23 protein-coding genes are annotated in these 24,496 nt (G+C 56.9%); 9 read left to right on the top strand and 14 right to left on the bottom strand.

The window, feature by feature from the left end; genetic code table 11:
- Positions 1-30: 30 nt before the first annotated feature.
- Positions 31-1,404, bottom strand: coding sequence for an MdtK family multidrug efflux MATE transporter (gene mdtK / locus NWP14_RS03150; RefSeq protein ID WP_095103033.1), 1,374 nt, complete (start codon positions 1,402-1,404; stop codon positions 31-33).
- Positions 1,405-1,620: 216 nt separating this feature from the next.
- On the opposite strand from mdtK, the gene NWP14_RS03155 reads away from it, so the two are divergent.
- Entirely contained in the window at positions 1,621-2,256 is a 636-nt protein-coding gene (locus NWP14_RS03155) for a riboflavin synthase subunit alpha (RefSeq protein WP_095103035.1), read from the top strand.
- A 171-nt stretch (positions 2,257-2,427) separates the two neighbouring features.
- On the opposite strand, the gene cfa is transcribed toward NWP14_RS03155, so the two are convergent.
- Positions 2,428-3,576 carry a cyclopropane fatty acyl phospholipid synthase gene (cfa, locus tag NWP14_RS03160; RefSeq protein ID WP_095103037.1) on the bottom strand — a complete coding sequence of 383 codons (1,149 nt, stop codon included), beginning with the start codon at positions 3,574-3,576 and terminating at the stop codon, positions 2,428-2,430.
- Between the two features lie 298 nt (positions 3,577-3,874).
- Positions 3,875-5,059: a purine nucleoside transporter PunC gene (gene punC / locus NWP14_RS03165; RefSeq protein WP_095103039.1), complete on the bottom strand. Its 1,185-nt coding sequence runs from the start codon at positions 5,057-5,059 to the stop codon at positions 3,875-3,877.
- A gap of 112 nt (positions 5,060-5,171) precedes the next feature.
- Between punC and punR the strand changes: the two genes are divergently transcribed.
- Positions 5,172-6,083, top strand: coding sequence for a DNA-binding transcriptional activator PunR (gene punR, locus NWP14_RS03170; RefSeq protein ID WP_123708176.1), 912 nt, complete (start codon positions 5,172-5,174; stop codon positions 6,081-6,083).
- A gap of 17 nt (positions 6,084-6,100) precedes the next feature.
- On the opposite strand, the gene purR is transcribed toward punR, so the two are convergent.
- On the bottom strand, positions 6,101-7,126 hold the full coding sequence (gene purR / locus NWP14_RS03175; RefSeq protein ID WP_095103044.1) for an HTH-type transcriptional repressor PurR: 1,026 nt from the start codon (positions 7,124-7,126) through the stop codon (positions 6,101-6,103).
- A 294-nt stretch (positions 7,127-7,420) separates the two neighbouring features.
- On the opposite strand from purR, the gene NWP14_RS03180 reads away from it, so the two are divergent.
- Positions 7,421-7,510, top strand: coding sequence for a YnhF family membrane protein (locus NWP14_RS03180; RefSeq protein ID WP_004862736.1), 90 nt, complete (start codon positions 7,421-7,423; stop codon positions 7,508-7,510).
- 163 nt (positions 7,511-7,673) lie between these two features.
- Positions 7,674-8,840, top strand: coding sequence for an MFS transporter (locus NWP14_RS03185; RefSeq protein ID WP_095103046.1), 1,167 nt, complete (start codon positions 7,674-7,676; stop codon positions 8,838-8,840).
- 39 nt (positions 8,841-8,879) lie between these two features.
- On the opposite strand, the gene sodB is transcribed toward NWP14_RS03185, so the two are convergent.
- A complete protein-coding gene (gene sodB, locus NWP14_RS03190; RefSeq protein ID WP_095103048.1) occupies positions 8,880-9,461 on the bottom strand; it encodes a superoxide dismutase [Fe] in 582 nt (193 codons plus the stop codon).
- Positions 9,462-9,580: 119 nt separating this feature from the next.
- Positions 9,581-10,465: a C40 family peptidase gene (locus tag NWP14_RS03195; protein ID WP_331850374.1), complete on the bottom strand. Its 885-nt coding sequence runs from the start codon at positions 10,463-10,465 to the stop codon at positions 9,581-9,583.
- Positions 10,466-10,802: 337 nt separating this feature from the next.
- Here NWP14_RS03195 and NWP14_RS03200 point away from each other — a divergent pair, with 337 nt between their 5' ends.
- Positions 10,803-11,150, top strand: coding sequence for a Grx4 family monothiol glutaredoxin (locus tag NWP14_RS03200; RefSeq protein ID WP_095103052.1), 348 nt, complete (start codon positions 10,803-10,805; stop codon positions 11,148-11,150).
- Positions 11,151-11,202: 52 nt separating this feature from the next.
- On the opposite strand, the gene rnt is transcribed toward NWP14_RS03200, so the two are convergent.
- From rnt to NWP14_RS03235, 7 genes are all read right to left on the bottom strand, one after another.
- Positions 11,203-11,850, bottom strand: coding sequence for a ribonuclease T (gene rnt, locus NWP14_RS03205; protein ID WP_375214760.1), 648 nt, complete (start codon positions 11,848-11,850; stop codon positions 11,203-11,205).
- 106 nt (positions 11,851-11,956) lie between these two features.
- Positions 11,957-12,364 (bottom strand): lactoylglutathione lyase, encoded by a 408-nt coding sequence (gene gloA / locus NWP14_RS03210; protein WP_041147656.1) that lies wholly within the window; start codon positions 12,362-12,364, stop codon positions 11,957-11,959.
- A gap of 199 nt (positions 12,365-12,563) precedes the next feature.
- The gene (locus NWP14_RS03215; RefSeq protein ID WP_331834345.1) at positions 12,564-13,739 is read right to left on the bottom strand and encodes a YncE family protein; all 1,176 of its coding nucleotides are present in this window, start codon (positions 13,737-13,739) and stop codon (positions 12,564-12,566) included.
- A 70-nt stretch (positions 13,740-13,809) separates the two neighbouring features.
- Positions 13,810-16,029, bottom strand: coding sequence for a TonB-dependent receptor domain-containing protein (locus NWP14_RS03220; RefSeq protein WP_375214761.1), 2,220 nt, complete (start codon positions 16,027-16,029; stop codon positions 13,810-13,812).
- 225 nt (positions 16,030-16,254) lie between these two features.
- On the bottom strand, positions 16,255-17,046 hold the full coding sequence (locus NWP14_RS03225) for an energy transducer TonB (protein ID WP_331834344.1): 792 nt from the start codon (positions 17,044-17,046) through the stop codon (positions 16,255-16,257).
- The gene (locus tag NWP14_RS03230; protein WP_375214762.1) at positions 17,043-17,909 is read right to left on the bottom strand and encodes a ChaN family lipoprotein; all 867 of its coding nucleotides are present in this window, start codon (positions 17,907-17,909) and stop codon (positions 17,043-17,045) included. Before NWP14_RS03230 ends, NWP14_RS03225 begins: the two co-directional genes overlap by 4 nt.
- 235 nt (positions 17,910-18,144) lie before the next feature.
- Entirely contained in the window at positions 18,145-18,978 is an 834-nt protein-coding gene (locus tag NWP14_RS03235) for an oxidoreductase (protein ID WP_375214763.1), read from the bottom strand.
- 164 nt (positions 18,979-19,142) lie between these two features.
- On the opposite strand from NWP14_RS03235, the gene NWP14_RS03240 reads away from it, so the two are divergent.
- On the top strand, positions 19,143-20,075 hold the full coding sequence (locus NWP14_RS03240) for an AraC family transcriptional regulator (protein WP_095103067.1): 933 nt from the start codon (positions 19,143-19,145) through the stop codon (positions 20,073-20,075).
- On the opposite strand, the gene NWP14_RS03245 is transcribed toward NWP14_RS03240, so the two are convergent.
- Positions 20,064-20,714 (bottom strand): GntR family transcriptional regulator, encoded by a 651-nt coding sequence (locus tag NWP14_RS03245; RefSeq protein WP_095103069.1) that lies wholly within the window; start codon positions 20,712-20,714, stop codon positions 20,064-20,066. The two genes, NWP14_RS03240 and NWP14_RS03245, sit on opposite strands and share 12 nt — an antisense overlap.
- A 228-nt stretch (positions 20,715-20,942) precedes the next feature.
- On the opposite strand from NWP14_RS03245, the gene NWP14_RS03250 reads away from it, so the two are divergent.
- From NWP14_RS03250 to NWP14_RS03260, 3 genes are read left to right on the top strand one after another with little or no spacing between them, the layout of a single operon-like run.
- A complete protein-coding gene (locus NWP14_RS03250) occupies positions 20,943-21,803 on the top strand; it encodes an alpha/beta hydrolase (RefSeq protein ID WP_375214764.1) in 861 nt (286 codons plus the stop codon).
- A gap of 12 nt (positions 21,804-21,815) precedes the next feature.
- Positions 21,816-22,922, top strand: a complete 1,107-nt coding sequence (locus NWP14_RS03255) for a C45 family peptidase (protein ID WP_331834339.1) — start codon at positions 21,816-21,818, stop codon at positions 22,920-22,922.
- A 13-nt stretch (positions 22,923-22,935) separates the two neighbouring features.
- Positions 22,936-24,480, top strand: a complete 1,545-nt coding sequence (locus tag NWP14_RS03260) for an ABC transporter substrate-binding protein (RefSeq protein WP_331834338.1) — start codon at positions 22,936-22,938, stop codon at positions 24,478-24,480.
- The last annotated feature ends 16 nt before the right edge of the window (positions 24,481-24,496 follow it).

Below are 24,496 nucleotides of genomic sequence, written 5' to 3' on the forward strand. Positions count from 1 at the left end.
GGCGCCCCACAAACGGGGCGCCGCAGGAGGCTAGCGCGCAGCGCGCTGTAAAATGACGTTCGACGGCTGACGCTGGAGGAAGCGCATCCGCAGCATCATCAGGATCGCCGCGGAGGTTAACCCGATAATAAATCCACACCAGAAGCCGGCAGGCCCCATACGCGGAACGACCATATCGGTTAATGCCAGCACGTAGCCGCTCGGCAGCCCCAGAACCCAGTAGGCGGTAAAGGTAATAAAGAAGATTGATCGCGTATCTTTATAGCCGCGCAGGATCCCGCTGCCAATGACCTGGACGGAGTCAGAAATCTGATATATCGCCGCCAGCAGCATCAGCTGGGAAGCCAGCACCACCACTTCCGGGTTGTCGTTATAGAGGAGCGCGATTTGTTTACGCATCAGGATGGTGAAAATCGCGGTGATCGCGGCCATACAGACGCCAACGCCGACGCCGGTTCTGGCGGAGGTTTGCGCATCCAGGGTTGAGCCCTGACCGAGGCGAAAACCGACGCGAATAGTCACCGCCGCCGCCAGCGATAGCGGTAAAACGAACATCAGCGAGCTGAAGTTAAGCGCAATCTGATGGCCGGCGACATCGACAATGCCCAGCGGAGACACCAGCAGCGCAACCACCGCAAACAGGGTCACTTCGAAAAACAGCGCCAGCGCGATCGGCAGCCCAAGCTGAACCAGACGCTTGAGGACGGCGAAATCCGGCTTGCTGAACCCCTCGGCGCCCCGAATATCACGCATTGAGCGCGACCGGCGAACCCAGGAGATCATGCTGAAAAACATCACCCAGTAAACGGAAGCCGTTGCCACGCCGCAGCCAACGCCGCCCAGTTCCGGCATCCCGAAATGGCCGTAGATAAAGATGTAGTTTACCGGGATGTTCACCAGCAGGCCGATGAAGCCCATAACCATCCCCGGCTTGGTTTTCGCCAGGCCTTCGCACTGGTTACGCGCAACCTGGAAGAAGAGGTAGCCTGGAGCCCCCCACAGCAGCGCGCGCAGGTAGCCGACGGCTTTATCCGCCAGCGACGGGTCAATATTATGCATTGAGCTGATGATATAGCCGGCGTTCCACAGCACCACCATCACCAGCACGGAGACGAACCCCGCCAGCCAAAAACCCTGGCGCACCTGGTGCGCGATGCGCTCACGGCGCCCGGAGCCGTTGAGCTGAGCGACGACCGGGGTTAACGCCAGCAGCAGGCCGTGACCAAAGAGGATCGCCGGCAGCCAGATGGAGGTTCCGATAGCAACTGCCGCCATATCGGTGGCGCTATAGCCGCCCGCCATGACGGTATCGACGAAGCCCATTGACGTCTGGGCCACCTGCGCAAGGATGACGGGAATAGCCAGTGCCAACAACTGACGCGCTTCAATGAAGTACTTCTGCACCTGTACACCTTTATATTGTTGTTATTTTGAGACTAAAAAAGCCGCCGTAAATGGCAGCGAGAAGAAAAAACAGAGGGATTAGCCAGTCTATTGTAGCGAGGATTAGCCATTAAGCCAGTGAAAAAATGGTAGGGCACGATGCGTGCTGGCAACCTTATTTACCACCTGTTATTGTTCCCGATTAATATATTGTGAGCATTTCTACAGGAGCAAAGCATGTTTACTGGCATTGTGCAGGGGACCGCTAGAGTGGTGTCCATCGATGAGAAGCCCAACTTTCGTACCCACGTGGTGGAACTGCCTGAGCACATGCTCGACGGACTTGAAACCGGCGCGTCGGTTGCGCACAACGGCTGCTGTCTGACGGTAACCGAGATTGACGGCGCGCGCATCAGTTTTGACCTGATGAAAGAAACCCTGCGTATTACTAACCTCGGCGCCGTGCGTCAGGGTGACGTGGTGAACGTCGAGCGCGCGGCGAAGTTCAGTGACGAAATCGGCGGCCATCTGATGTCCGGCCATATTATGACCACCGCGGAGGTGGTTAAGATCCTGACCTCGGAAAATAACCGCCAGATCTGGTTCAAGGTCCAGGACCCGACGCTGATGAAGTACATTCTGTATAAAGGCTTTATCGGCGTTGATGGCATCAGCCTGACGGTTGGCGAAGTCACGCCGACGCGCTTCTGCGTGCACCTGATCCCGGAAACGCTGCAGCGCACCACCCTGGGCGTGAAAAAGCTGGGTGACCGGGTGAATATCGAAATTGATCCGCAGACGCAGGCGGTGGTCGATACCGTTGAGCGCGTGCTGGCGGCGAAAGAGGCCGTGCAAAAGGCGACGGAAGAGTAATAGTCCCGGGTCGTCTGCTATGCGATCTTTCTGCTGGATTCAGCGGGGTGCCAGGCCCCGCTGCAGGCGTTTTCCGCGCCTAACGTGCAGCATCGCGGAAATAAAGACAGGATGGGGCAAAAAAAAGCCTGCCGGTGCAGCCACCGGCAGGCGTGATAGGTGGATGCAGGCTTAGCGCGCAACGCGAAGGCCGTTCTCAACGCCGCGAGAAAACACCACCTGCCACAGCTGAATATCGCGCGCGCGGAAGGCGCCGGCGCAGGCGTTCAGATAATAGCTGAACATGCGCTTGAAACGCTCGGTATAGTTATCGGCAATATCCGGCCAGCTGGCGAGGAACCGCTCGTACCAGGCCATCAGCGTGGTATCGTAATCGGCGCCTATATTGTGCCAGTCTTCCATAACGAAATGCGTTTCGCTGGCTTGCGCAATATGGCGTACCGACGGCAGGCAGCCGTTAGGGAAGATATATTTATTGATCCACGGATCGACGCTCAGGTCCGTTTTGTTTGAACCGATGGTGTGCAGTAAAAAACGACCGTCCGCTTTCATATTTCGGTCGACTACATCGAAATAGGTCGCGTAGTTTTTCGGCCCCACGTGCTCAAACATACCGACGGAAACTATCCGGTCAAAACTATCATGTAAGTCGCGATAGTCCTGCAACAGGATAGTGACGTCTAATCCTTCACACCGCTGCTGGGCCATTTTTTGCTGTTCGGCAGAAATGGTCACGCCAACCACGCTAACGTGATAATTTTTTGCCATGTAATAGGCCAGACCGCCCCAGCCGCAGCCAATATCCAGCACCCGCATCCCGGGCTCAAGCTGCAGCTTACGGCAAATAAGATCTAATTTAGCCTGCTGGGCCTCTTCCAGAGATTGCGCCTCTTTCCAGTAAGCACAGGAATATTGCATATAGGGATCGAGCATCCGACTAAAAAGATCGTTGCCAAGATCGTAGTGCTCTTTGCCGACTATCCAGGAACGTTTTTTACTTTGCAGATTGAACAGGCGAGCGGCAGCAATACGCAGCGTGTCTTTGATATGGCGGGGAAGCTGGTTTTCCAGCCCGGCGCGCAGCACCTTGTGGAAGAAAATATCCAGACGCTCGCAGTCCCACCAGCCGTCCATATAGCTTTCACCTAACCCCAGAGACCCTTCCTGTAGTACGCGCTTAAAAAAGAGGGGGTTTTTTATCCGTAGATCGGCGGGAGCGGGGCCATTAATTTCAATACCCGCACGACCGAGTAACTCAGCTGTAATTCGGTACCAGTCATCATTTGGTACACTTACTTCTTCTATACACGATGAACTCATAGCTTCTCCATCACGCCCAAGTGATCAGAACCTTAAAACAGCGTAGACGCTTTTTTTGGCATTGTGAGAAATCTCACGGAAAAATCCGTGAAGCTGCTATCCGACGTAGAACAGAGGAAGGGAGATAACCCTTGCCGAAAGGCCTTCCATGGTTAAACGGGAGGCATCCTGCCCCCGTTAATATCGATAAACTTTCTATTTATGTGATACGGGATCCAGTATAGGCCCCTATTTTAAGGCTTTCAATAAAAAGATATTAGCAGGCTAATTACTGGACCGTAACATCACTGAAACCCTTTTATGCGTGTGACGACTCGGTGCTCAGACGGGTTGTACGCAGCTGCATGACATACCCCAGCCCGGCCAGCGCGATGGAGGCCAGCATCACGCTGGTTGTGGTGAGCAGCGGGGTGGCAATCAGCGTCGACACCAGCAGGCTGGTCAGGAAGCACAGTCCGAGCTGCAGGGTATTCTGCAGCGCGGCGGCGCGACCCGTGGCCTGAGGGAATGGCCGCAGGGCCTGAGCGACGACAATCGGGTAAATCCCGCCGTTAACGATAGCCATCACGCAGAACGGTGCCATCAGCGCCACGATGGAGACATCCTGCTGCAGTCCCACCAGCCAGGTGGCGGCAACGCTGATAGCAAAAATGACCAGCAGCCACGGCAGCAGCTGCTGCCCCTGCCATTTCTGCAGCGCCGCCCGGCAGCCGTATCCGCCGATTAAAAAGGCGATAGTCTGCGGCACGTAGCTCAGGCCGATTGCGGTTGGCCCGTAGCCCATGTCATGCAGAATAAACGGCGAGCCGGTCAGCCAGGCGAAAAAGCTGGCGGAGCAGGCGGCGTAAATCAGCACGTTGCCGCTATATTCGCGTGAGCGCAGCAGCGCCAGGAAGGTCAGTTTTTTCTGCGTACCGCTCTCGGGCTTGCTCACCGGCTTGAGGCGTAACGCGGGCAGCATCAGCAGCAGGGCGATGACCAACAGGGTCGCGAAGATAGCCTGCCAGTCGAAATGGGCGAGCAGCCAGCTGCCGAGCAGCGGCGCCAGGGCCGGCGATAGACCTACCAGCGGCATAATGGTGGCGAAGATGCGGTTAGTACGTTGGGCTGGATAATAGTCGGTGACCATCGCCTGCCAGGTTACCGCCGCCGCGCAGACGCCGATGGCCTGCACAAATCGCAGCGCCAGCATCAGGGTCGCGTTCTGCACCCACAGCATGCCAAGGCAGCCGACGGCGAAGATCGCCAGGCCGCTGAGCAGCACCGGCTTGCGCCCGTAGCGATCGGAGACCGGGCCCCAGAACAGCTGACCAATGGCGAAACCGGCGAGAAACACGCTGAGGCTGGCGCTGACCGAAGCCGCCGAAGTGTTGAGATCCTGTTGGATCGCCGAAAACGCCGGCAGATACATATCGGTTGCCAGGAAGCCGAGCACGCTGAGGCCCGCCAGCCAAACCAAAAATCCTTTCCCAGGTTGTTGCATAAAGTTCTCTTTCTTCTGATGCAGGTAAGATGCCGCTGAGTGTAGGGAGTGCATTCTGGCTTGTGAAACGCTAATATTTGTTACATGCGTTCAAAAAATTTGCAGGCAGAATATGTGGTCCGAATACTCTCTTGAAGTGGTTGATGCGGTTGCGCGCAACGGCAGCTTCAGCGCGGCGGCTCAGGAGCTGCATCGTGTACCCTCGGCGGTCAGCTACACCGTGCGTCAGCTCGAAGAATGGCTGGCCGTTCCGCTCTTTGAGCGCCGCCACCGGGACGTTGAGCTCACGCCGGCCGGCGTGTGGTTTTTACAGGAAGGGCGTTCTGTTATCAAAAAAATGCAGATCACCCGCCGTCAGTGCCAGCAGATCGCCAACGGCTGGCGCGGGCAGCTCTCGATCGCGGTTGACGATATCGTTAAGCCGGCGCGGATGCGGCAGATGATTGTCGATTTTTATCGTCACTTTCCGGACGTCGAGCTGATTGTCTTTCAGGAGGTGTTTAACGGCGTCTGGGATGCGCTGGCCGACGGCCGCGTGGAGCTGGCCATCGGCGCGACCCGCTCGATTCCGGTCGGCGGACGATACGCCTTTCGCGATATGGGCATGCTGAGCTGGCACTGCGTGGTGGCCAGTCACCATCCGCTGGCGAAAATGAGCGGCCCGCTGAGCGATGACACGTTGCGCAACTGGCCGTCGCTGGTCAGGGAGGATACGTCGCGTTCGCTGCCCAAGCGCACGACGTGGCTGCTGGATAACCAGAAGAGGGTGGTGGTGCCGGACTGGGACGCCTCGGCCACCTGCCTGTCGGCCGGACTCTGCATCGGCATGGTGCCGTCGCACTTCGCCCGCCCGCGAATCGATAGCGGCGAGTGGACGGCGCTGGAGCTGGAAAATCCGTTCCCGGACGCCGCGTGCTGCCTGACCTGGCAGCAGAGCGATATCTCGCCGGCTCTCTCCTGGCTGCTGGACTATCTTGGCGACAGCGAAACGTTAAATCGGGAGTGGCTGCGGGCGCCGGAATAGCCGGCGCCACGGCAGGATTAGCGGCGGTAGTCGACGAACGGGCCGTCGATCACCGAGCGACGCTCGACCAGTCGCGGGTGAACTTCGATAGACTGCGACTCTTCGCGCTTATTGACGATACGGTCCATCAGCATATTGAATGCGGCTTCGCCGAGTGAATCCTTCGGCTGATGGATGGTGGTCAGCGCCGGGCTGAAGTAGCGGGCGTTGCGCACGTTGTCATAGCCAATGAGCGAAATATCCTGCGGGACGCGCAGGCCCATTTCGTCGGCGGCGCAGATGGCTCCCATTGCCATGATATCGCCGCCGCAGAATATGGCGGTCGGGCGATGCGGCTGGCTGAGGATCTGCTGCATGGCGCGGTAGCCGGATTCCGGCTCGAAGTCGCCCTGAACAACCCAGCTTTCCGGGACGCTAATCTGCGCTTCTTCCATCGCTTTCATAAAACCGGCCAGGCGTCCGGCGCCGGTATTGCGCTCCAGCGGACCCGGGATCACGCCGATTTCACGGTGGCCGCGCTCAACGAGGTAGCGACCGGCCATATAGCCGCCTTCAAAGGCGTTATCGATCACCGAATCGGTAAAATCAGCCTTGGACTCACCCCAATCCATGACGACCATCGGGATGTTGCGGTACTCTTCCAGCATGGACAGCACCGACTGCGGATATTCGGAACACATCACCAGCAGGCCGTCGACGCGCTTTTGCGCCATCATCGACAGGTAGGCCTGCTGCTTTTCCGGATCGTTCCATGCGTTGCCCAGAATCAAGGTGTAGCCCTTCTGGAAGCAGCTCTTCTCAACGGACTCGATAATCTCGGCGAAATAGGCCGCTTCGCTGCTGGTAGCCAGCAGACCGATCGATTTGGTGTGATTAACCTTCAGGCTGCGCGCCACCGCACTCGGAGAGTAGTGCAGCTCTTTGATGGCAGCCCATACCGCGTTGCGGGTCTCTTCAGCCACAAAGCGGGTTTTGTTAATTACATGTGAAACTGTTGTAGTGGAAACGTTTGCGCGCTTCGCTACATCTTTAATTGTTGCCATTACTTCTCTCTCCAGACCTTGACCTGATCGTCTGATTATCGATACGGAAACGTTTGCCTATACACACCCTGAGCACAATGTTCAACATTGCATCACGTCGGGAAACGACACAGAACGACAGGAAGGGGTCAATGGCCGATACGCTTTCAAATTAGCGTGGGATTTTGTCCGATCTTGCGGCAAAGGGGAAGAGTAAAAATGTGCATCACCCTAAATCTCAGAAGATTTTTGTGCAATATTGTGCAAAAATGAGCAGGCTCACTTTTCTTGTGGGGATAATCAGGGGGAAAATTGATGGATACAGATTTAAAGTTTTCGCTGACCACGACGATTATTGTTCTGGGTCTGATCGTGGCCGCAGGGCTGACCGCCGTACTGCACTAATTTTTTCGGGGGAGAGGCTCCTTTCCCCCCGTTCCCGCGCATTATTATCAAATTCGCAAAAATCTTTTGCCATTTCGTTTACTTTTGTTTTTCTGTGATTGATGTCATGCTTTTGACTTCTGATGAGATACCGTCGCTGAGGACGGTTTGCTGGAGTCATTGAATGAAAATCAACTTTCCCCTGTTAGCGCTGGCCGTTGGGGCGTTTGGTATCGGTACGACCGAATTTTCCCCGATGGGATTACTGCCGGTTATCGCTAAAGGCGTGGATGTGTCCATTCCCGCCGCGGGGATGCTGATCAGCGCCTATGCCATCGGCGTGATGGTCGGGGCACCGCTGATGACGCTGCTGCTGTCGCATCGCGCGCGCCGCAGTGCGCTGATTTTCCTGATGGCTATTTTCACACTTGGCAACGTCCTCTCGTCAATGGCGCCGGATTACACCACGCTGCTGCTTTCGCGCATTATCACCAGCCTGAACCACGGCGCCTTCTTCGGCCTCGGCTCGGTGGTGGCCGCGAGCGTGGTCCCTAAACACAAGCAGGCCAGCGCGGTGGCAACTATGTTTATGGGGCTGACCATCGCCAACATTGGCGGCGTCCCGGCGGCGACCTGGCTGGGTGAAACCATCGGCTGGCGCATGTCCTTCCTTGCCACGGCGGGTCTTGGCCTGGTGGCGATGATCGGCCTGTGGTTCTCGCTGCCAAAAGGCAGCGCAGGGCAGCGGCCGAACGTGAAGGAGGAGCTGTCGGTTTTGATGCGGCCGCAGGTGCTCTCCGCGCTGCTGACCACCGTACTCGGAGCCGGGGCGATGTTCACCCTCTATACCTATATTTCGCCGGTGCTGCATACCATTACCCACGCCTCGCCGCTGTTCGTCACCGCGATGCTGGTACTGATTGGCGTCGGCTTCTCTCTGGGCAATTATCTTGGCGGAAAATTTGCCGACCGCTCGGTTTCCGGCACGCTGAAGGGCTTTTTACTGCTGCTGATGGTTATCATGCTGGCGATCCCGCTGCTGGCGCAGTCGCAGATTGGCGCGGCCATCAGCATGGTGGTGTGGGGCGCGGCGACGTTTGCCGTGGTGCCGCCGCTGCAAATGCGCGTGATGCGCGTGGCTCACGAAGCGCCGGGGCTATCTTCTTCGGTGAATATCGGAGCGTTTAACCTTGGGAATGCGCTCGGCGCGGCGGCCGGCGGGGCGGTGATTTCCTCTGGCCTGGGCTACGCATTTGTTCCGGTGATGGGCGCTATCATTGCCGGGGTGGCGCTGATGCTGGTGTTGTTCAGCGGTCGCTCGCGGCCGGAAGAGGCCTTAGCCAGCCGATAATAATTACCGCAGAAGGGGAAACCCTTCTGCGGTAGAGTTTTATGCCGCCAGATTAGCCGCGACAAACTTCCAGTTTACCAGCGCCCAGAAGTGCTCCAGATAGTTTGGACGGGCGTTACGGTAGTCAATGTAATAAGCATGTTCCCAGACATCCACGGTCAGCAGCGGTGCGGCATTGCCGGTGAGCGGCGTACCGGCGTTGCTGGTGGAGACAATCGCCAGGCTGCCGTCGGAATTTTTGACCAGCCACGTCCAGCCAGCGCCGAAGTTTTTCACCGCAGCATCGGTGAATTGCGCTTTAAAATCAGCAAAGCTGCCGAAGGATTTAGCGATGGCTGCCGCCAGTTCGCCTTCCGGCTCACCGCCGGCATTCGGCGCGAGACAGTTCCAGTAGAAGGTGTGGTTCCAGACCTGGGCCGCGTTGTTAAAGACGCCGCCTTCGGAAGAACGAACGATCTCTTCTAAAGAGTGGCCTTCAAAAGCGGTGCCCTTGATCAGGTTGTTGAGGTTAGTGACGTAGGCCTGGTGATGCTTACCGTAATGGTATTCCAGGGTTTCAGCGGAAATGTGCGGCGCCAGGGCGTCTTTCGCATATGGTAATGCAGGTAATTCGAACGACATTGCTACTCTCCTTATTATATTAATGCGTGCAATAACCATGTAATGCACAGGGAGATAGTAGCAAATTAAAAGATGTGGCAAAAGAGAGAGTTAACCTGCCGCAGGCGCGGCAGGGGGCGTCAGCGGATGGTTTTAGGCGTCATCACGCGGCGGGCGCCAACGTAGTGGCGAACCCAATAATCTTCGCTTAACGAGGTAATCTGAATATCGCGTCCGGTACGCGGCGACTGAATAAATTTACCGTTACCGACGTACACGCCGACGTGATCCGCCGTGCCGCGGCCGCGGGTGCGGAAGAAGACCAGATCGCCGCTCTGCAGCTCACCGCGATCTACGGGGCGAGCATCGCGCAGGTGGTACATCTCGTTCGCCGTCCGCGGGATATGAATTTTCACCAGGTCTTTATAGGCGTAATAAACCAGCCCGCTGCAGTCAAAGCCGGTGCGCGGCGAGGTGCCGCCCCAGCGGTAGGGCTTGCCAATTTGGCCCATCAGCTTCGACATGGCGGTGCTCTGCGCTTTTTGCACCCGCACCTTATGCGCATCGGCCAGCGTCAGCGGCACTTCCTCTTCAACCACTGGCTTACAGCGCTTTTTGTAGCCTTTCCGCACGACGCATTTCTGCTGCACGCTGGCCATCGCCCGCGTCGGTTCGATGTTTGACTTAGCCGACGTCGCGCACTGCTTTTTATAGCCCTTGCGCAACACGCACTTTTTGGTTCCGCCGGCGGCCTGACGGTTTAATGCCGTTTGGCTGGAGGCGGTGGTGCGGGTTGGGTGTTTGGCGCGGGAGGAGGTCGATGCTTTCTTGCTGGAGGTTTTGGCGCTGGATTTTGTTTTCTGACCGGAGACTTTTTTCTTGCGTTCGGTGGTGCCCTTTGCCTGATGCGCTTTTGACGCGGCGGAGGCGTGCGTATGCCCTGAAGCATGCGCCAGTGGTGTAAATGAGATAGATGTAAACAGTAATGCGCAGAGCGAAATCGCGATTTTGTTTAGCCGCGCCACCGAGCACTCCCCTGATTAATTACAGACATGTACACATACCTGACCATGAATGACAAAACCCAACGATTCTAATGCATAAAAACCCTGAAAGTTAATACTCTTTTGTATCTAAAGTGTCGTTTGATTAACAATTGCAAAAAAATATGCCAGACATTGACCGCCTTGTACAGAAAGTGCGCGGCAGGACGGCGCGCTGGCTGATGAAGTAATATTTTTAAGGCAACTTCAGTCCACAGAAGATAAAATAGAACGAGTGAACAAAATGTTATTATCTGTCCTGCGTTCAGGACGCTACAATGACAAATTACTGCCGTATAGAAGTTAAGGAAGCATGACAATGAGTACTACTGTAGAAAAAATCGAACGTCAAATCGCTGAAAACCCGATCCTGTTGTACATGAAAGGATCGCCGAAACTGCCAAGCTGCGGCTTTTCCGCTCAGACCGTGCAGGCGCTGTCCGCGTGCGGCGAACGCTTTGCCTACGTAGATATCCTGCAGAATCCGGACATCCGCGCGGAGCTGCCGAAGTATGCAAACTGGCCGACCTTCCCGCAGCTGTGGGTTGATGGTGAGCTGGTTGGCGGTTGCGACATCGTGATTGAAATGTATCAGCGCGGTGAGCTACAGCAGCTGATCAAAGAAACGGCGGCGAAGTACAAGGCCGACGAGCCGAAAGCAGAATAATTTTGCTGCCAGTAAAAAAGCGACTTCCAGTGAAGTCGCTTTTTTTTGTCTCTTATTCCGCTTCAGGCTGCGGTAGCGGCCATCCGCCAAGACGCTTCCAGCGGTTGACTATCTCGCAGAACAGCCGGGCGGTCTGGTCGGTATCGTACAGCGCAGAGTGCGCCTTGGTGCCATCAAACGCCATACCGGCGGCAAGGCAGGCTTTAGACAGCACGGTCTGACCGAGCGCCAGCCCGCTCAGCGCGGCGGTATCAAAGGTGACGAAAGGGTGGAACGGATTGCGTTTTAGCCCGGCGCGCTCGGCGGCAGCCATGGTAAAACTGAGATCGAAAGCGGCGTTATGCGCCACCATGATGGCGCGATTACAATCGCTGTCCTTCATCCCTTTGCGGACCATTTTGAAAATCGCGTGCAGCGCGTCGTACTCGCTTACCGCCCCGCGTTCCGGATCGTTAGGGTTGATGCCGTTAAATGCCAGCGCTTCGGGCTGCAGGTTCGCACCCTCGAAAGGTTCAACATGAAAATGCAACGTTTCGTCCGGCATCAACCAGCCCTGCTCATCCATTTTCAGCGTAATGGCAGCGATCTCAAGCAGGGCGTCGGTTTTGGCATTGAACCCGGCGGTTTCGACATCGATAACCACAGGGTAAAAACCGCGAAAACGGTCGCACAGACCATTAAGTTGAACGTTCTCGGACATCAGATTCTCTTTACTGGAAAAAAGTAGCGCGCATTATGGCAAATTTTGCCGCGCCTTGCAGCAGTCAGGGGATAAAACAGCGGGCGCCGACGGGCGCCCGCAACCGTTAGTGGCCGAGGCCTTTGCCGGCGTCTTTCTCTTCGATCAGTTCGATTTTGTAACCATCCGGATCTTCAACGAAGGCGATAACCGTGGTGCCGCCCTTAACCGGACCGGCTTCGCGGGTCACGTTGCCGCCGTTCTGACGAATACGCTCGCAGGCTTCTGCCGCATTATCCACGCTAAGGGCGATATGGCCGTAGGCGCTGCCGAGATCGTATTTGTCCACGCCCCAGTTATAGGTCAGCTCGATAACCGCAGTATCGCTCTCCTCGCCGTAACCAACGAAGGCCAGCGAGTATTTATATTCGGTGTTTTCGCTGGTACGCAGCAGCTTCATGCCGAGCACGTTGGTGTAAAACTCGATAGAACGCTGCAGATCGCCAACGCGCAGCATGGTGTGAAGTAAGCGCATGTTTGTATACTCCTGTTTTACAACAGCCTGTTAGCCGCCGTATTTGAAAATGGCCAGAATGGCATCAGAAACGGACAAGGCGTTTCCGGCACCGGAGCACTATAACGTAAAAAGGCGACCTTTTCAGGCCGCCCATACAATCAGAGGCATCATGCGCTAAAAACGATTGGCTGCCTTGTCCTGACCGCGCGCCGGTCGGCTACGATTTCGTCAAATCGATGCTCAGGATGCGCTCCTTCGCGCCTTCCACAAAGACGTCCGGGTCCCAGTCGCGGTTGAAGCCTTCCTTTATACCGACGTACAGGGTATTCATATCCGGCGATAGCACCATCTGGTTTGGATAAACCGGAGTGCGGAATTCACGGGTCACGCTGTAGGTCGCGGCATCGATTACGCTGAGGGTGCCGCTGGTGAAATTGGTGACGTAGAGCTCGTTATATTTCGGATTGTATTTTACCGCGTTGGCCCCGGCGCCGGTATGCACATAGCCCAGCTGCCTGCCGTCGCGCAGATCGAAAATATAGAGCCCGTCGCGGGGGCCGCTGCGATCGTCATGGTCGAAAGCCACGACAAAGATCCTGCCGGAGTCGGAGTCCACCGCCAGATTCTGCGCGCTGGGCAGCTGCGGCTGCGTATTCTGGAGGGTAATGGTGCGCAGCACCTGCTGCTTTTTCGCGTCAATCTCGTTGATGTAATCCCGGCCGCCAACGTAGATTTTCTGCGTTTTTTCATCGAGCGTCAGCCCATAGGCCGTGCCCTTATAAGCCTCTTTGACCTCGCCTTTTAGCGCCAGCGTCGTGCCGTCGAGCATCAGCAGCTTATGCAGCGGCTGCGTACCCTGCGCCGTCTTGAGCATATTGCTGTAGCTCACGAACAGGGTATCGGCATCCGGGCTGTAGACCATATGGCGCAGGTGCTCGAAGCGAGAATCGGCGGCGTTAGGCGTTTTAAAGCTGAGCCTGTCGCTGGTTTTGGTTAGCTTCCCTGTGGTGGTATCAAGCATGCTTATCCGCAGCGAGGCCGACTGGGTATGACCGATATAGAGCCGGTGCTGCGGCTGATTCATCGCCAGGGAAAACGCCCGGTACGGCATATCGTAGCGATGTTCAATTTTCAATGACGTCGGGTTAAAGGCGTATAAATAGCCTCTGTTCGCCTCGCGGTTCACGCGGTCGGTTACCGCCGCAAACACGTACTGATTGGCGTTATCGAAGGCCAGTTCGTAAATCCCTTCATCCGCCTGCTGAAGGTAATTGGTCTTCAGGGCGAAGCGCGAGGTTTCGCGCGGCGGTGGGTCAATGGCTAACGCCGAGGCCGGCAGGAGAGCCGCAATAAGCAGGCATCCCAGTCGTGTTCTTAAATTGAATCGATTCATTTTTTATTCCTGATATGAAAAGTGGGGGCGCGGGATAAACCCGGGGCATTACCCCGCGCCGGGTTTTAACTCAGAACTGGATCTCTCCGCCGAAGATCCAGGTTCGTCCGCGGGCGGTGGTATTCACCGACGTGCCCGCCCGGGCGTAATCGACGCTCTGATTCATGCGGTTCAGCGCTTCGGCGTAATCGCGGTTGGTGACGTTCTGCACGCTGAGGCGCAGCTGGACGTTGTCGGTCGCCTGCCAGGTGCTGTAGAGGTCGATGATGGTCGGGATATTCGGCATGTCCTCTTTCGGTACGGTATTGCTGTCGAGGCTGATGCCCTCGGTGCTCAGGCGTTTGGTTTTACCGGTGAATTTGACCAGGCTGCCGACGGTCAGACGCCGGTCGAAGAGGCGGCCGCCGACGTCGAGCGTGGCGTAGCTATCGGGCAGGTCGCTGAGGTCGCTGTAGGCAAAGCTGTAAACCGTGCTGGCAATCGAGGTGGGCTGATCGGTGTGCTGCTTGCTCCATGAGAGGTTCGCATAGGCGAAGCCGATATCATATCCGGCCTCAATTTCGTAACCTGTGGCGGTTACCGTCGAAGGTACGTTGATGTAGATGTTGGCGTTGAAGCTGTCGGATGCGTTATCGATATCCTGACAGAGCCTGCCGTCGTGGCACAGGAAAAAGGATTCGCTGGTGATATAGTTTTTAATCCGCGAGCGGTACGCCAGCGCCTTTAAATGAAAGCTGTCCTGCTCGTGCAGCAGGCCCTGCTTATTGATATTAAAGCCGGCCTCCCAGGTCTCCGCTTTTTCCGGTTTGAGGAACGGGTTCATCGAGGCGCCGCCCTCGTTAGCGAAGAAGACCTCCTGCACGTTTGGCGCGCGGGAAGATCGGCTCCAGCTGACGAAGGGCTGTAGCCACGGGGTGACCTGGGCGGAAAACGTTGCCGATGGATTAACGTCGGTATTATCCAGCTTGAGATGGCTTTCCCCCTGCGGGAAACACTTCTCGTTATCGCCGCAGGCCGGCTTGTAGCCTGTAACCTGGCTGCGGGTGTAGTTAAGGTTGAGATCCAGCTGATAAATATCTTTGTTCAGCGTCAGGCTGCTGTATAAGGACGATATCTTTTGTTTGCCGGCGGGAGCAAAGGCGTTGTGATCGGTTTCAGTATTCTGCACAAAGCGCCGGGTATAGCGGGTATCCATTAATTTCCCGCCGACCTGGAATACGGTAAACAGATCCTCACTCATTTTAAATCGACTGGTGTTGCTAATATCGATAGCGTTGGATTTATTGGTGGTCGAAGAACTGTTGAAGTTATACAGCGATTCCGGCTTGTACGCCTGATTTCCGCGGCTGGTGCTGGCCAGCAGGTTTAATTCCACCAGCTCATTCAGCGGGGCGTAATTATAGCGCAGGGCGTAATCGTCGCTGGTGATGTCGCGACGGGTAAAGCTGTTGCTGTAATTACGGCCGGAAAACTCAATTTTATTGAACTGGTCCGGATTGAAGTTCAGCTTATAAAGCTGGGAGCGGGGCTCCTGGCGCAAATATTTATTATCTTCGCCGATAAAATCTTCGCTGCTGCGCCCGCCGCCGTTTTTATAGGTCGCATAGGTTCGTCTACCGCTGACGCCGACCAGCGCGCCGAGGGCGCCGCCGTTTTCGAAGGTATCGGTCTTACCGGCCACCGCCACCATCCCGGTGCGCCCCAGGCCGTTATCGCCCACCGAGAAGCGGGAAAGTACCCCCGCCTGGCGTCCCTCCCGCAGAACGTCATCGATGCCGATGGTGCGCATATTGGCGCTGCCTGCGAGGGCGTTAACGCCCTGAGAGCCGGCGCTGCTGCCGCGCGTCACGTCAACTTCGGCAAGAAAGTTCGGGTCGAGCGGGACGCCGGCGGCGGTGTTGGCGCCGCCGTGATAGTTGGCGGGCGCCATGCCGAAGTAGGTCTGGGTGACGCCATCGACCATCGTATTCACCCGGCCCAGCCCGTTCATGCCGCGAATATTCACGCTGATCGAACCCTGCAGCGGATCGATTTGCGTATAGGTCCCCGCCATACTGCGCAGCGACGCATCCAGGCTCTGCAAGTTTTTATTTAGCGTACGCGAACTGTAGGCTCCGGGGCGGGTATAGCTCTCCTCAGAGGAGCCGACCTGATTTTTTTCAGCCAGCGGGTTATCGGTAATAGTGAGCGGAGAAAAGACCGATTCCCCCTCATTTTCTGCCGCAAAGGTATGGCCGTGGACAATAATAAGCCCGGCCATAATCCCTTTGGCTATTTGCGATTTTTCCATAATCAATTCCTGTTTTTGTATTTTATCAATGCACCAAATGAACAAAATTACCCCGCGCAGCCGAACGGCTGCGCTACGATAAATTGCTCATAAATAAAAATAAAAGCTCCGCCGCCGCCCGAGAATACTCTCCCCGCAGCGGCCGGTTATTCAGAAATGAATAATCTAAATGACGCTATTTAAGTTTGTTAACCGACCAACGGTTAATACAGGTAACGCTCATTGTTATATTTTTAACAGCCCGAACTCCACCGGTAGCGTGACCTTCTGGACGCCGTTTTTGAGCATCTCTTTTGGCGGCGGCGGCAGCGGTCGCGCGCTTTCAAGCGCAATGAGCGCCGCCCGATCCAGTGACAGAGTGCCGGATGAGGTGACCAGTTTTGTACTAAGTATTTCGCCGCGCTCATCGACGCTGAAGGCGATGACGGCCGTCCCGGTGCGTTTACGCCGCCTTGCATCGTCCGGGTAGTTGCGCATTTTGTTGATTTTGCCCTTTACCAGCGATTCCCAGCTGATTTTACTTTGGCTGATTCTGGCGGCGTCGGTATCCAGCGGTGCCGTATTGCGCTGAGTCCGCGCGGACTGTACCGGCGGGGCGGCCAGGCTGGTGGTGGTCGAGTTTCCCTGCTCTTCTTTACGCTCCTGCGACGATTTCTTCTTTCTTTCCGTTTTCTTTTTGCGCTCTTTTTCCGGCGTTGCTGCCGCCAGCTTAAGCTCAGCGTCCTCGTGCTCGCGCAGCTTCGGCAGCTCTTTATTATGGAGCGACTCGCGTTCGGTCATGGCTTCTACCTTGCGCTGCTGGCTGACGCCTGGCGGCAGTTCGGGGCGAATGAAGGAGACCTCAAACTCAGGCGCATATTCAAGCATCACTGCGGCAGGCGTCGACTCGGGCTGGTTGAGGGAAAAATGAAGCATAAACGGCAGCACCAGCGCCGCGTGGAACAGCACGCTGCCGGCGGAGCCCTTTATCCACGGCGCGCGCGAGAGGATCGGTGGCGTGTTCATTGCGATCTTCATTTGGCCGCCGGTACCGACCAGATATAGTCGGCCTGTTTTGCCGTCAGCGTGGTGCCGTCGGTGGTGAGCATCACCACCCGCGGTTTTTCCGCGCCTAAGTCGGCCAGATGCAGGGGCACGCCGGTATCTTTGGCGGCGTGGTAGCCGCCGGCAATCAGCAGCGCCGGGCGCGGCGCTTGAATGAGCTGTTGGGCCATAAAGCGATCGCGATTCTGCTGAATGGCCATCATCGCGGTGACCTGTTCGCCGCTAATTTTGCCGTCGTGCATCAGGTAGATGATCGCCGACAGGGCTTCATGTACCTGCGGGCGGGAAGAGCGTTCTCCGCTCGGGAAAGTGGGGCGTTGGTACAGTTCGTTGACCTGCTGGCGGCTGATATTGGCGGCCAGCAGAGGCCAGGGACCCTCCAGCGCGGTCATCACCAGGTCACGATACAGATCCCACGGCCAGCCGCTGTTCCAGCGCATCGCTTCCGCCGCGCGGGTGGCGCTGACCGACGTTCCGGACGCGCTGGCCTGCTTGACGCGGTTGACCGCATCCTGCTGGCTGATATCGATCATCTCCAGCAGCACGCTGCCCTGGGGGCGGGATTGGTTCAGATTTTTTAGCAGCCACTGCTCAATCTGATGGTGGCGCACGTTGGTGTGCTCTTCGCCGACGATAACTATCGAGGCGCTGCGCACCCTGGCGATAAGCTGCGCCGGCGTCAGGGTGCTGCCGGAGGCCGTATCCACAATACATGCGCACGCTTCCACCGATGCGGCGGCGGGGGCTGATGTCGTCGAGGACGCGCTTTGGCATGCCGCCAGGGCCAGAGCGCTGCTAACAACCAGAGATTTTAACAAGCATTCCATATTAAACATAAATATCCATTTTCTGTTTCATTGGTAGCATTTATTTTCATGCTAAAATTTTTCACAGAATTATATGTAAAAATGATAATGATTATCAAGATCATTCGTATTATCATTAATGCGCTGGTTTTAACCAAAACGTCGCAGAGAGCGGCAGGAGTCATGCGGAGAAGAGCGGGAGCTGGGGAGCGTCAAACGGCGGGCGGGTTCTCGTCCTTCCCTGGACAGAGATCCGGCGTATTTTTTAGCCATCCGTGGAGCGGCTGACCTCCTCCCAGGCGTCGATCCCGGCGCTCATCTGCTGCAGCTTTTCTTTAACCAACGTCACGGCATCGCTTCCCAGCAGCAGCGACGCCGGAGGCGCCGGATGGTTAATCAGCTCCAGCATCGCCCGCGCCGCCCGGCGCGGATCGCCCGGCTGATGGCCGCTGCGCTGCATTCGCGTTTCGCGAATGGGGCCGAAGCTGCTGTCGTAATCGTCAATACTGCGGGCAGCGCGCACCATTGAGCGCCCGGCCCAGTCGGTTCGAAACGATCCCGGCTGCACCGCCGTCACGGCGATATTAAAGGGCTTAAGCTCTTTGCTTAGCGTTTCAGAAATCCCCTGCAAAGCGAATTTGCTGCCGCAGTAGTAGCTGATGCCGGGCATGGTGATGAATCCCCCCATCGAGGTGATATTCAGAATGTGGCCGGCGCGGCGCGCGCGGAACCAGGGTAAGAAAGCTTTAATTACCGCGACCGCACCAAATACGTTAACGTTGAATTGCGCCACGAGCTCCTCAATCGGCGACTCTTCCATGATGCCCTCGTGGCCGTAGCCGGCGTTATTGACCAGCACGTCAACCGCGCCAATTTCCCGCTCTACGGCCTCAACGAGCGGCGGAATGGCGGCAAAATCGGTGACGTCCAGGACTCTGCCAAAGCACTGACCCGGCGACAGGGCCTCGAACTGCTGCCGATCTCTCTCGTTTCGTAGCGTTCCGACCACCCGATGCCCCGCGCTGAGCGCCTCTTCGGCCAGCGCCCGGCCAAATCCGCTGCTGACGCCGGTGATGAAAAATAGTTTTGCTGAGTGCATACCAACTCTCCTTCATTAAATTGAGCCGGCAGAATAGGGCCGAACGGCGCTCTGGCGTAGCCCCGATCCTCTTCGGTCTTTGCCTGTTCCTATGAGCCGTCTGGACGCGGCGGGCCGTGAGTGCCACACTTCACCTACGTTCCGGCTTCTTTAACGCAGGCTTTATGACAATGATCGCTGATCGGCAAATGGTGACGCTGCTGGACCACCTGACCCCGCAGGAGGGCTATAACCTCACGGTTTTACCTGACGTTCGCTTTTTGCGATCTAACCGACCGCTGCTGCGCACGCCGGTTTTATACGAGCCGGGGATCGTTATTGTGGTGCAGGGAAGAAAGCAGGGGTTTCTTGGGAATGATGTCTATTTGTATGACGCCCGGCATTATCTGATGGTCTCCGTGCCGGTGCCGTTCACCATGGAAACCGACGCCAGCGCCGCCGAGCCGATGCTGGCTATTTACATTCGGCTGGATTTCACCTTAGCGGCAGATCTGCTGCTGGAGCTCGACGGTCGCGGCGCCCCCGTCGTCGCCGCGCCGCGCAGCATGATGTCGAGCCTGATGGATGCGCAGATCGGCGGCTCGGTGTTACGCTTCCTGCAGATTATGTCTTCGCCGCTGGACGCGGAAATGCTCGGGCCGTCGATGCTGCGGGAGATATATTACCGGGTGCTTACCGGCGAGCAGGGGCCGGCGCTGCGCAGCGCCCTGCGGATGCAGGGCCAGTTTGGCAAAGTGGCGAAAGCATTACGAAAAATTCATGCGCAATATGCCGAGAGCCTTGACGTCACCGCCCTGGCGAAAGAGGTCGGAATGAGCGTTCCGACCTTTCACAGCCACTTCAAGGCGGTAACCAACACCTCGCCGATGCAGTACCTGAAATCAACGCGCCTGCATCAGGCCCGGCTGCTGATGCTGCGCAACAACCTGACCGCCTCCGCCGCCGGCGTGCGGGTCGGCTATGAGAGCATTTCTCAGTTCAGCCGCGAGTTTAAGCGCCTTTTTGGCCTGACGCCGGTGCGCGAAGTTGAGCGCATGAAGCACAATTTTTCCCTGCCCGCCCCGGTTACGCCCTCCGCGTTTATCTCATCGCATTGAGCCGTCCGCCGGGGCCGGCACATCGTCATCCTGTAAGATATGCTGGCGCAGCAGCGTCGCCAGGGTAGAAGGATCGCCTCGCTCTATCGCCTCGACCATCGCGAAATGTTCCTGCGAGGACTGGACGATCCTCGCATGCGAGTTCCATTGCCCCAGCGCCGCAGAGGGAACCCGGCTGCGGAGTTCGAAAATCAGTTCAATCATGTCTTTGTTCGAACACGGAGCAAGCAGCGCGCGGTGAAAGGCGAGGTTGGATTCATACTGTTGCAGGATCGTGCCGAACTGAGTGTAGTGGTCAAACAATTCGGCGCACTGGCGCAGGGCGGCTAACTGCGCGGGCTGGATATGCTCCACGATATCGCTGGCCGATGCGCTTTCCAGCACCGCGCGGATGCGCGAAATATTCCTACGCTGCTGCACGTCAGGCGAATAAACATGGTACCCACGATTGGGAACATGCTGCACCAGCCGTTCAATGACCAGCTGATCGAGGGCGCGGCGAACATCGCTGCGCGTACACTCATAGCGTTCAGCCAGCTCGACCTGTTTCAGCCAGGCGCCTGGCTGGAAAACCCCGGTATTAATATCCATCGCCAGCAGGTTGGCAACGTGCACCAGAGTGCTTTTACCTTGCATCATATCCTCAGCTCCTTGTCCTGGTTCCCGCGATTTTTTGCAGCCTGATAATGAACGGTTCCCGGCTTTGGCACCAGTTTAAACCGTCGGTCTATTGGCTTTTGCTCTGACCCAAAGCTGAATTGTGACATGAACCAGATCTTTTGTTAATAAATTGTTTATTAAATTGGCGCCAATTTTGGTTTTGTGTTTGAATCAATTTTGAACAGCCGATCAACGAGAAAACAATTTATGCAACTATCAGTAATTAAAAATGATTCTGAGCATGCTGCCGGGCGTAGCCAGGCGCTTTACTATCGCGGCAGCACGACTATCTTTTCCAGCCGGCACGATCCCCGCTTCCAGTATTGCCTGTACGTTCCGCCCGGATTCGATGGCGACAAAACCGATTATCGCCTGGTCGTGGCGATGCACGGCACCGGCCGTTCGATGGTGCAATACCGGGATGCTTTTACCGAGTTTTCCCGCTATAACCGCTGCGTTGTTCTGGCCCCGCTGTTTCCCGTCGGGCCGCTAGGGGACGGCAATTCACACGGCTTTAAATACATTATTGAGCAGGATATTCGCTATGACCTGGCGCTGCTGGCGATGATCGATGAAGTTAGCGAGCTGCTGGATCGCGACTTTGGCAAGTTTCTGCTGTTCGGCTACTCGGGAGGCGGTCATTTCGCCCATCGCTTCCTTTACATTCACCCGGAAAAGCTGTTGGGAGTCTCCATTGGCGCCCCGGGTTCCGTCACGCTGCTGGACGACAGCAAGGCCTGGTGGCCGGGGGTGCAGAACTTTGAGCAAATCTTTGGCAAACCTCTGGATTACCACGCCTTAAAACAGGTAGCGGTGCAGCTGGTGGTCGGCAAAGTCGATCTCGAAACCTGGGAAATCACCCATCAGCCCGGCGGCCGGTACTATCAGCCGGGATGTAATGATGCCGGCGTTACCCGAATCGAACGGAATACCGCGCTGCTCAACAGCCTACGCGAGCACGGCGTGAAAGCTGAACAAGAGATAGTGCCAAACGTCGGCCACGACGGCATGAAAGTGCTGGATCAGGTGAAAGACTTCTTCCTGCGCGTACTGCAGGCAAATCGCTGAGGAGCGAACAACGTGACGCAACCTTTTCCCTTAATCGAAATCTCCGGTACGCCGTACGAGCGGGGCTGCCAGTACGGTGAGCAGGCTAAGGCTCGGATCCACGCCAGCGTGGCTATTTATGGCGACCAGCTGAACGCCCTGCGGATCGGTCAGGAACAGCGTGACCGCCTGATTAATAGCTTCAGCGCCATCATCCGCGAGTTTGATGCGGACTATCTCGACGAAATGCGCGGCATTGCCAGCGCATCCGGCGTTTCGCTGGAAGCGATTGTGATGATCAACGCCCGTACCGAAGTTATCGCTCAGGCGCGTAGCCTGCAGCACTGCCCGACGCCGCATGATGACAACATAAAAGATGGCTGTACCGGCGCGGTGATCCTGCCGCAGCGCAGCCCGCACGGCAAACTGATTCATGGTCAAAACTGGGACTGGCGTGCGGAGTGCGCGGAGAGTTCGGTGGTGGTGAAAATTAAGCGTCAGCAGGGGCCGGATGTCCTGACTTTCGTGGAGGCCGGAGGACTTGGCCGCAGCGGGATGAACAGCGCCGGGATCGCCATCACCGCTAACTATCTGCGGTGTGAGCGCGATTATCAGCAGCAGGGCGTTCCGCTGTCGCTGATCCGCCGTAAAGCGCTGGAACAGCAGCATATGGCGCTGGCGATGAAGGTGGTCGCCACCACGCCAAAGTCGTGCTCTAACAATATGATCCTCAGCACAAAAGAGGGCTTTGCTATCGATTTTGAATGCGCTCCGGACGAAAGCTTCACCCTCTATCCGCAAAATGGCCTGCTGGTTCATGCCAACCACTGGGAGAGCCTGCCTGCCCGCTGCAAAATTCGCGAGGAGGGCGTCGATGCCTCGCCGGATTCGCTGTATCGCGGCTGGCGCGTCCATGAATTACTCAACGCCCATGCAAAACCGGGCGCAGAGGAGATGAAAAACGCCTTTTTCGATGACTTCGGCTCCCCCTATTCCGTATGTCGTCCGCCGCGGCCGGGGTTCAGCAGCGATTTATCCGCCACGGTGGCGATGATCGTGATGACTCCCGCTGAGGGGATGATGGATGTAGTACCGCTTCCGGCACTTAACCGCGACTTCACGCGCTACACGCTCGATTAACAGAGAGATCGCTATGAAAAAATTATTATCAGCTGTTGCCCTGTTACTGCCGGGCATGGTGGCGCAGGCGGCCGATGGCGAAGTTATCCGTTTTGCGCTGAATCAGGATATCCGCAGCAGCCAGCCGGGCGTCAACCGGGACGGAAACACCGATGATGTCCTGATGCACGTGGTGGAAGGCATGGTGGGCTACCGCGAGGACGGTACCGTTGGGCCGATGCTCTCGTCATCGTGGGATGTGAGTAATGAAGGCAAAACCTATACCTTCCATCTGCGCGAAGGGGTGAAGTTTCACAACGGCGACGCCATGACGGCGCAGGACGTGGTGTGGAGCTGGAAGCACTGGAACGACCCGAAAACCCAGTGGCGATGTTTGCGCGAATTTGACGGCAGCGGGTTGATTCATGTTACCGACGTCAGCGCGCCGGATGCGCATACCGTGGTCATGACGCTGGAGAAACCGGTGGCGCTGTTTCTGGACACGCTGGCGCGCACCGATTGCGGCGCTGCCGCGGTTATCAGCTCTAAATCGGTTGCCGCGGACGGAACCTGGATCGCGCCGATCGGCACCGGGCCGTTCAGCTTTGGCGAGTGGAAGCATGGTGAGTACGTTTCATTGAAGCGTTTTGCCGACTACAGCGCGCTGGCGGGGAAAGAGGACGGCTTTGTCGGCGGGAAAAAAGCGCTGGTGGAGGAAGTGCGCTTTATGGCGATCCCCGATGCGGCAACGGTGAAGGCGGGCCTGCAGTCGGGAGCCGTGGATCTGGCGCAGGTGAGCCCGATTGACGGCATCGACCTGAAAAAAGACCCCAATATCTCCCTCGAAGTGGCGCCGAACGCCCAGCGTCACGTGATGCTGATCCAGACCGACGATCCGCTGCTGAAAAACGTCAAGCTTCGTCAGGCGATAGCCTCTGCGCTGGATAGCGAACAGATCGCGCTGGGAACCAGTCAGAATCTGGCGCAGGCGTCCAACTCCAACATTTCCGTGGCCTCCGCGTTCTACAGCAATATCCAAAAGCAGGGCTATAAGTACGATCCGGCCCGCACGGCCCAACTGCTGAAAGAGGCGGGCTATAAAGGCGAGCCGCTGGAGATTATCGCCAACAAGCGCGCCACCGTGCCGAGTTTTGATATGGCCATTATTATCCAGGCGATGCTGCAGGCGGCGGGAATTAACGCCCGCGTCACTACCATGGAGTGGGCGACCCAGCTTGAGCGCTATCAGTCCGGGCGCTATCAGATGATGACCTTCACCTACTCCGCGCGCTTTAACCCGGCGCTGGCCTTCGAGCAGCTGGTGGGGGATAAAACTAAACAGAAACGCAAGGTCTGGGGAGATCCGCAGGCGATCGCTATGACCGATGAGCTGGCCACCGTCGACGATCCGGCGCGGATCCAGGCCATCACCGATAAGCTGCACCAGCAGATGATTGCTGATGTCCCGCTAATCATCTTTTATCCTGGGCTGGATATTGTCGCGCACCGTAAGGCTATCAGCGGCTATAAATCCTGGCTGGCTGCCGCCGCGCGGCTGTGGAACGTCAGCAAAGCCTGATGAGATAAGGAGACGC

This window comes from Klebsiella sp. C349492, from assembly GCF_042055345.1.
Taxonomy (GTDB): Bacteria; Pseudomonadota; Gammaproteobacteria; order Enterobacterales; family Enterobacteriaceae; genus Klebsiella; species Klebsiella scottii.